At 59.2% G+C, this 7,641-nt stretch carries 6 protein-coding genes; 2 read left to right on the forward strand and 4 right to left on the reverse strand.

The window, feature by feature from the left end:
- Nucleotides 1-113: 113 nt before the first annotated feature.
- Together ACYSMN_RS05145 and ACYSMN_RS05150 are read right to left on the reverse strand one after the other, a co-directional pair.
- The gene (locus ACYSMN_RS05145) at nt 114-2,477 is read right to left on the reverse strand and encodes a sensor histidine kinase (protein WP_488922774.1); all 2,364 of its coding nucleotides are present in this window, start codon (nt 2,475-2,477) and stop codon (nt 114-116) included.
- Between the two features lie 365 nt (nt 2,478-2,842).
- Entirely contained in the window at nt 2,843-3,484 is a 642-nt protein-coding gene (locus ACYSMN_RS05150) for a response regulator (protein WP_488922775.1), read from the reverse strand.
- Between the two features lie 301 nt (nt 3,485-3,785).
- On the opposite strand from ACYSMN_RS05150, the gene ACYSMN_RS05155 reads away from it, so the two are divergent.
- Entirely contained in the window at nt 3,786-4,370 is a 585-nt protein-coding gene (locus ACYSMN_RS05155) for a hypothetical protein (RefSeq protein ID WP_488922776.1), read from the forward strand.
- A 100-nt stretch (nt 4,371-4,470) separates the two neighbouring features.
- Here ACYSMN_RS05155 and ACYSMN_RS05160 read toward each other — a convergent pair whose 3' ends face one another.
- Complete coding sequence (locus tag ACYSMN_RS05160) at nt 4,471-5,268, reverse strand: hypothetical protein (protein ID WP_488922777.1); 798 nt, start codon at nt 5,266-5,268, stop codon at nt 4,471-4,473.
- A gap of 233 nt (nt 5,269-5,501) precedes the next feature.
- Nucleotides 5,502-6,566, reverse strand: coding sequence for a chemotaxis protein CheB (locus ACYSMN_RS05165; protein ID WP_488922778.1), 1,065 nt, complete (start codon nt 6,564-6,566; stop codon nt 5,502-5,504).
- A gap of 439 nt (nt 6,567-7,005) precedes the next feature.
- Between ACYSMN_RS05165 and ACYSMN_RS05170 the strand changes: the two genes are divergently transcribed.
- Nucleotides 7,006-7,554: a GNAT family N-acetyltransferase gene (locus ACYSMN_RS05170; RefSeq protein WP_488922779.1), complete on the forward strand. Its 549-nt coding sequence runs from the start codon at nt 7,006-7,008 to the stop codon at nt 7,552-7,554.
- The last annotated feature ends 87 nt before the right edge of the window (nt 7,555-7,641 follow it).

Raw genomic sequence — 7,641 nt, forward strand, 5'->3', positions numbered from 1 at the left:
ACCCTATAATAGTCCGCATAAATTGGGATTCAGGAAAGGCTAAAATACGGATTCTACTTACGTACCATCTTGTGAATGAGCTACCTTTGGCGCAGCAGCGCGAGGTCTCGCTTTCACTCTGGCTGCACCGGCAACGCCACCCGTACCGTAGTACCCCGGCCAGGACGCGAATCGAGGGCGAAACGGCCCCCGAGCAGTTCGGCCCGATTGCGGATGCCGGCCAGGCCCATGCCCGGGATGGTGGCCTGCGGCAGAGAACCGGGCAGGCCTTTGCCATCGTCTTGCACGCTAAGCATCACTTGGTCGTCGTCGTGCTCGACTTGCACGTGCACTTGGCGGGCCTGCGCGTGCTTGATGACGTTGTTGAGCAGCTCTTGCACGATACGGTAGACCGCCAAATCGAGCAGCAGTGGGCGGGACTGATCCAGGCCCGTCAGGTGCAGGTGTATTTGAAGCTTCTCGGGCGGAATACGCTTGCCTAGCTCCCGCAACGCCACCTGAAGCCCGAAATCCTCCCGTATGCTGGGCGTTAGCTGGTGCGAAACGGTGCGGGTGGCCTGAATGGCTTCGTCGAGCACGCGCAGCACCACCGGATCGGTTGGGTGCTCAGAACGGCCTTCCAAGGCGAGCTTCGTGACGTACAGTAGCTGCCCCACGCCGTTGTGCAGCGCCTCCGCAATGCGCTTGCGCTCCGTCTCCTGGGCCGTAAAGACAGCCTGGAACACGGCTTTCTGTTGCTGGCGCTGGAGCTGGGCCGCTTCGTCGAACATGCGGTTGCGCTCGGTTACATCGCGCCCGATCATCAGAATACCCGTCATCTCGCCTCCCTCCGAGCGGCGCAAGGGCATGAGGTAGGCATCGTAGGTGCCAGGGCGGGGCTCGAAGGGCTGGTTGTGCAGGGTAGCAGGCGAGCCCCGCCGTACTCGATCCAAGAGCTGGCGCGCGTCGGGGGTATTGATGCTGGGCAGCAGCTCGAAGAGTTCGCGCCCAAGGGCTACGGTTTCGGGTACTCCCGTGTAGCGGGTCGCCACTTGGTTCCAGGCCGTCACGCGCAGGTCCATGTCCAGGGCCACTACGGCATCGAGGCTGTGGTCGAGGAGGTGCTTGGTGAAATCCTTCTCCGCGCGCAGCCTGGCCTTCATTTGCTCCGACGCGGTTACGTCGATGGCGAAAACAATGGCCTCTTGCTTCTGCTCGTCGAAGAAGCCGTAGTTCTGAAAGTACACCCGCTCGCCTTCGTGATCGGCGAAACCCACGAAGTTGACGGACTCTCCGGCCAGCAGACGGCGGGTGGATTCCGATATGCTCGGAAATGCATCGAAAGCACTGGCCCCCCGTAGTTCGTTGTCTTGCACTCCCACCCGCCGCAGTCCCAGGCCCACCAATTCCTGGTAGATGCCCGCTGGTGTGAGGCGGCCCAGTACTACCGGCAAATTCTGCACGATATGCTCCAGCAGGCGGTTTTTGTGCCGTAGCTCTTGCTGTGCCTCCCGCCGAATAGTAATGTCGCGCAGCACGCCCAGCAACTGGGCTGGCTGCCCCTGCGCATCCAGGGCCACCTCCCCCCGAAACCGCACGAAGTGCACGCTACTATCGGGCCACACCACCCGAAACTCCAGCATCAACTCCTTTCCCGCTTGCTTGGTTAGGGCCAGCCCCTGCTCGGTGGCTGCTACATCGTCGGGGTGCACGAGGCGCAGAAATTCGGCGTAAGAAAGTAGTCCCGAGCCCCCCGCAAGGCCCATTACGGCCAGCGCCTGCTCGTCGAGCTGCGCTTCCCGGGTGGCGATGGTGTAGACGATGGTGCCCACGCTGGCAGCCCGCAGAGCCCGGTGCAAGTCTTCCTCGCTTTGGTGGCGGCGCTGCTCAGCTTCCTTGAGCGGGGTGATGTCGCGCCACAGCGCGTGCATCAGCTGCTGGCCCTCGACGGTGATGGGCGTGAGTTGAATTTCCTCCCAAAATAGCTCGCCAGTGCAGCGCCGGCCGAGCCACTCATAGCGGTAGCTGCCGTGGGCAAAGGCCAGCCGGCAATACTCGTCGGAGCGTTTGCGGCTGAGGTGGCCATCGGGTTGGTAGGTAGGCGCCAGCTCGGCGGCGTGCCGGCCGAGGAGCTGACTTTTGTCGGTGGCGCGCAGCAGGACCAGAGCCGCGGCATTGCAATCCACGAAGTAGTTGTCGACTAACAGAAACACAGCATCGCTGCTGTACTCGAACAGGCGGTGAAATTTGTCGGAGGCCGGATCGGTGGCCGCGCTGGCCTGGGCTGCTACGGCTAGTACCTGCCGCAGCGCTTTTACCTCGCTTTGGGCCTGATGCAACGCCTGCTGCTGCAAGGCCAGCATGGTGTCGTAGACCTGTTTGGGAGCACGGTCCTGAACTTGCTCCGCCGAGATTCCGGTGGCAGCTAAGTGCTGTAGGGCTTGCTGGCGTAACAGGTTCAGCTCGTCAGAGAATGCTATATCAAGTAAGTCTGGCATAATCTAACTCTGCTAAGTAGCACCCACTCGTGTGGCTAGCCTAGCGAGTTAGTGCGTACGTTAAATTGTGCTTGGTCGTTCGCTAAGCTGACTTGGCAGAATAGCCATAGATTGAAGTTTTAGCCGCCGATTCTGCTCTACAATTCGCCTGAAGCTGATTTTACTTGTTTTATCCGATGAACTATGTAGTTGAGGCATAGCAACCAAGCCAGGAGGCTAGATGGTACCAGAACGTTGTTGCAACACCATGGCGGGTGTCTTTTCGGCAGCATTATGGGCGCTCCATCAGCCACTCCAAGCGCATTTATCTAAGGCACTAGTCGCAATAAAGAGCAAAACAAACTATCCAAATTTAGGAGATGCTTCTAGTTCACTAAACCCTGCTCAACGGCATACTTGATGAGGGCCGCGGTGTTTCTGGTCTGGGTCTTCTCGAGAATGTTTTGGCGGTGCGTTTCGATGGTACGACGGCTCACGAAGAGCTTTTCGGCCATGTCGTTGTTGGTGAGGCCTTCAGCAATGAGCCGGAGCACCTCCAGTTCCCGGTACGATAAGGCATCCGACTTTTTAGATTCGGCACTAGGCTCGGGGTGCAGGACTTTTTGCAGCATGAGCAGACCGATATCACTGCACAAAAACCGTTTGCCCGCAGCTACAGCCCGAATGCCCGTAACAATCTCCGTTTGGTCGGCATTTTTGAGTATGTAGCCCGCTGCTCCCGCATCGAGCGCTTGGCCGATGTACTGCTCGTGGTCCAGCATGCTGAGGATCAGTACCCTTGTCTGAGGAAAACGCTCTTGTAGCAATGGCAGCGTAGCGAAACCGTCGAGCACGGGCATGTTCAGGTCCATCAGAACCACGTCGGCAGGCGTTGTAGAGAGTTGGTCGAGCAGTTCCTGTCCGTTGTTGGCATCACCTACCACGCACAACCCGGGAGTGGCAGCGAGCAGCGCCCGAATACCATCACGGATAAGGCGGTGGTCATCAACGAGAAACAAGCGAATCATAGCGTAAGAAGTAAGTAAAAATCTAGGGCGGCAATCCAGGGCAGAGAGGAAAGCCGTACATATAGCCCCGTTTTTATACGCAACTACGCGCAGTTGCGACCAAACTCCACCAGCAGATTTATTACCTGCTTGGTAAACGCCGCCGGCGCGAAGGCTAACAATAGTTAGGCATGGCCCTACTTCGGACGGGTTCAGCAACAAGTCATACTCCTGCAACCCATAGGCAAAACTCACTCCGACGAGCTTCTACAGCTGATTCCTGGCATTATTCGTGTAAATCCCGGCGCTACAACTGAGACCCATGACGAGCACCTTACCTAATCGATTCACAACAGCCCTGCGGCTGGCTGAGCGCCTCTGGCATCTACGCGGCGCCGACGGCTTGTTAATGGCCGTGGACCGGGGTGGCGTGCCCATTGGGGCGGTGCTGGCCCGCCTGCTCGGGTTTCCGATGACACTCTTACCAGGTATGCCCAACATGGGAAACCAAGGACCAGCTTCGGAAAGTACTGAAGCCGAACAAGCCTGCGCAGAAGCAACCGCTCAACCAGCAACCGGGCTGGTAGCAATAAGAGGCCCCTTGCTGACCGCAGCTATTGCAGCGCTCCGACCCGGCCAAGTGCTGATTCTGGTGGACGATGGCGCGACAGCCGAGCCGCAGCTAACCGACGTGTTGGAGGTAGCCCGCGACCAGCAGCCTGGCTTGCTGGTAGTTGCTCTGCCGGCCGCCTCGCCCGCCAAAAGGGACCGGCTGCGCAACTTGGCCGATGCCGTAATATGCCTGCTGAGCCCGCCGCCGCCGCTGGAAGCCCACGAATACTACGAAGCCCTGCCCCCCGTGACGGACGAGGAAGTTGAAGCAGGACTCCGGGAAGCGAATCCTTGAGTAGCCCGCTCGCTCCTGCCTTGTGGGCTTGACCACCAAAAAACAGCGCCTCCCGGACATGTCCAGGAGGCGCTGTTACCAGAAAAAGCCAGCTGGCTCGTTAGATGCCGCTGCTGTAGTCGCGGCCGGCGCTAGACGAGCCACCAAGGTTGCCGCGGTACGTAGCATCGCCAGCACTGCCCGAAGAGGACGAGCCGGCGCCGCTAGCCGAGGAAGAGCCGGAGCCAAAGTCAGACCCCGCACCTGAGCCCGTGCCGTAGCCTGCTCCCGAGCCGTAGCCAGACCCTGAAGTGGAACTAGAGCCGGCACCGTAGCCAGCACCCGAACTAGAGCTAGAGCCCGAACCATAATTAGCTCCCGAGCCATAGTTTGCGCCGGAACGAGAATGCTCCTGGTCACCGTAGTGGCCGTAGCTGCTGCCGGAGCGGGCGCCGCTAGAGGAGCCGTACGACGAGCCCCGGTAGGTGTTGTCCCAGGAGCCGCGGTGGTTTTTGTTCTTGTGCGACTTCGACTTGCCCGGCCGCATGGCTAGGTAGCCCAGGCCAACGAGAGCCACGGCACCAGCCACTTTTTGCGTGGTGCTCATCTTGTTTACCTGGCCAGTTACCTGGGTCCAGGAGTTGGTGCAGAAGTCCCGCACCCCCTGGGGCAGCTGGTCGACGATTTTTTGCAGGTTGGCGTAGTCCATCCAGTTGTTGCCGTCGCCGGAATTTGAATTCGTATTGCCGCTCTGCGAGCCGCCAGCCGCGGTAGCACCAGCTGCTGAGGTGGCGCTGGTTGAGGTAGCACCAGCCGTAGCGCCGCTGGCTTGGGCTGGAGTAGCTTCGGGCAGGTTGGTAGTGGCGTTGGAGGCATCAGTGCCGCCGATGCCGGAGGAGTTGGCGTGGTTGGTTTCCATGCGGTTGAGGTAAGATAAAAAAGTGATGAAACTGGGCTATGGCTAGTTAGTCAAACCCACCAAGTATGCGTAGAAAGCCTTTCCAGGGTTGCGGAGGAGTTATCAATTAGGCTCGCTCAACTACAATATTGCCTTACTTTTTAATCTCTTGAAATAGTAGATAGCTAAGATATTCGAGTGTCGCTACGACGGACGTAGCGCGAAAATCCGTTCCGCGCTACAGCGGCTGCTTCTCAGGTTATTTTCTTTTTCTCGAATTGCAGGTCGCCGCTGATAGCCTCGTGCTCCATGATGGAGTCGTGCACGATGCGGGCTTGCTTGCCGGCGAGTTGGGCTTTGCGGAAAAACAGCGCCGCCACAGCGGGCTGCTTGTCCTGGGTGAAATGCTCGCCCAGAGAGTCCAGCAGCATTTTGGTTTCTTCCAGCCCCCGCATGGTTTGGTAGAGCATGCTTTCCACCGACTGCGTTACCTCGCCGAGCAGGGCACTCACGGTGTAGGCGTGCCCCGTATGGCACCGGAACCGAATCAGGTTGCCTTCCACGAGCTGAGTGAGGGCACCGTGGCAGTCCGGGCAGGTGAAGGGCGTCAGCTTGCCTTTGTCGATGATGCCTAGTTCGAAGGCGTTATCGCGTTTGGCAATCGTAAGCTCAATTTCCAGCAAATCCAGTTCATCTCTACGAAGCCGGGGCTTGGCTGGGGCCGGCTCGGCGGTGAGGCGCACCAGCAGTCCGCCTAGTTCGGCCAGCGGCACCACATGGTCGGCGGCCACAAACTCCAGGGCGTTGGCGGGCATGGCGGGCGTCTGGGCATCGGTAGGGTCCTGCACCACGGTCAGCCCACCCAGGCGCTGCACCGACCACAGCCCGGACGTGCCATCATCGAGGTAGCCCGTGAGCACCACCCCGATAACGCGCGGGCCGTACGTATAGGCGGCCGAGCGGAACAGGGCATCAATGGAAGGCCGGAACCGATTTTCCTTGGGCCCCCGCTTCACGAGCACCTTGTCGCTTTCCACCAGCAAATGATGGTCGGGCGAGGCTACGTAGATGACGCCGGGCTTTACGGTCTCGCCGTCTTGGGGGTGCCGGGCCAGCAGCGCCGACACGCCGCTAAGCAACTCCGGCAGAATGCTCGGCGAATCTGGCGCCACGTGCTGCACCACGAAAATGGCGGCCGGGAAATCGGGCGGCAAGGTTTTCACCAGTTCCAGCAAGGCCATCACCCCGCCCGCCGAGGCGCCAATGACAATGATGTCCCGCTGCTGACGCCGGGTTTTCGTTTTGGTTTGCTGCGCCATAAGATTTGGGGTGGATAAAAAGACGAACGAATGGCAACAGCGGCATCTGCTGCATTGAGGTAAAGACACTGCCGTAGAGCTTTGAACGGGAATATCGCGTCAGCGGCCGGTATTGCGTCAGCGGCCGTCTTTTTGGTGATGAAATCGGCCTTCAGATTCCGCCGCAGCGAGCTCCAGACTAGAAAACGGCCGACCTAACACGTTTTGGCGTCACTCAGAAACTTGTTAGATTTTCAATCATACAGCGAATGCTTAGCGCTCTACTGCCAGTTGCTGGCAAAAGCCGGGGCAGATTTTGCTACCTGTTCATGCTTTCTAACCGAAGCTAGTGGGAACTTCGTGTCGGACAGCGAGGCACTCACGGCAGCTTACTAAGCACCGTACAGCCCGCTGGAAATGCCATAACTAGCTTGTTTGCCGCTTTTCCTATCTTGGGGCCATGTCTGACTCTCCTCTCCCAACTCACTCCTTGACTCAAACTCCTCATCTGGAAACCGAACGGCTGCTGTTGCGCGGCCACCGGGTAGAAGACCTGAGTGAATTTGCCGCCATGTGGACCGACCCCGACTTTTTCCGCTACCTGGGCGGTAAGCCGTTGCCGGAAGAAGACGTGTGGCGGAAAATGCTGGCCCAGCAAGGCCACTGGGTGTTAATGGGCTACGGGTACTGGGCCGTCGAAGAAAAGAGCACCGGCCGGTTTATTGGCTGCGTGGGTTTCTCCGATTTCCAGCGCGAACTCACTCCTTCCATCAAAGGCATCCCCGAGATTGGGTGGGTGCTAGCCCCGCGCGTGCACGGCCAAGGCTATGCCACCGAAGCCGTGCGGGCCGCCCTAGCCTGGGCCGAGCAGCATTTCCAGTGGCCGCAAACCGCCTGCATCATCGACCCCGCAAATGCTCCCTCCCTGGCCTTGGCCCGTAAATTCGGCTACCAGGAGCAAGCCCATACTACGTACCGCGGCGAGCCTATTGTGCTGCTCAGCCGGTAGTGGTTCGTCTGGCAGCGTGAATAGTGACTAGGTAACCCAAGTTGCGAGGTAGTAGGCCTAGGTCAAAAAAGTCTGTTCCGCATGTAA

The organism is Hymenobacter sp. M1-2 (assembly GCF_057808495.1).

Bases quoted from the DNA above. Each gene is read 5' to 3' on its own strand.
- ACYSMN_RS05145 (WP_488922774.1), bottom strand. From the start codon at position 2,477: ATGCCAGACTTACTTGATATAGCATTCTCTGACGAGCTGAACCTGTTA.
- ACYSMN_RS05150 (WP_488922775.1), bottom strand. From the start codon at position 3,484: ATGATTCGCTTGTTTCTCGTTGATGACCACCGCCTTATCCGTGATGGT.
- ACYSMN_RS05155 (WP_488922776.1), top strand. From the start codon at position 3,786: ATGACGAGCACCTTACCTAATCGATTCACAACAGCCCTGCGGCTGGCT.
- ACYSMN_RS05160 (WP_488922777.1), bottom strand. From the start codon at position 5,268: ATGGAAACCAACCACGCCAACTCCTCCGGCATCGGCGGCACTGATGCC.
- ACYSMN_RS05165 (WP_488922778.1), bottom strand. From the start codon at position 6,566: ATGGCGCAGCAAACCAAAACGAAAACCCGGCGTCAGCAGCGGGACATC.
- ACYSMN_RS05170 (WP_488922779.1), top strand. From the start codon at position 7,006: ATGTCTGACTCTCCTCTCCCAACTCACTCCTTGACTCAAACTCCTCAT.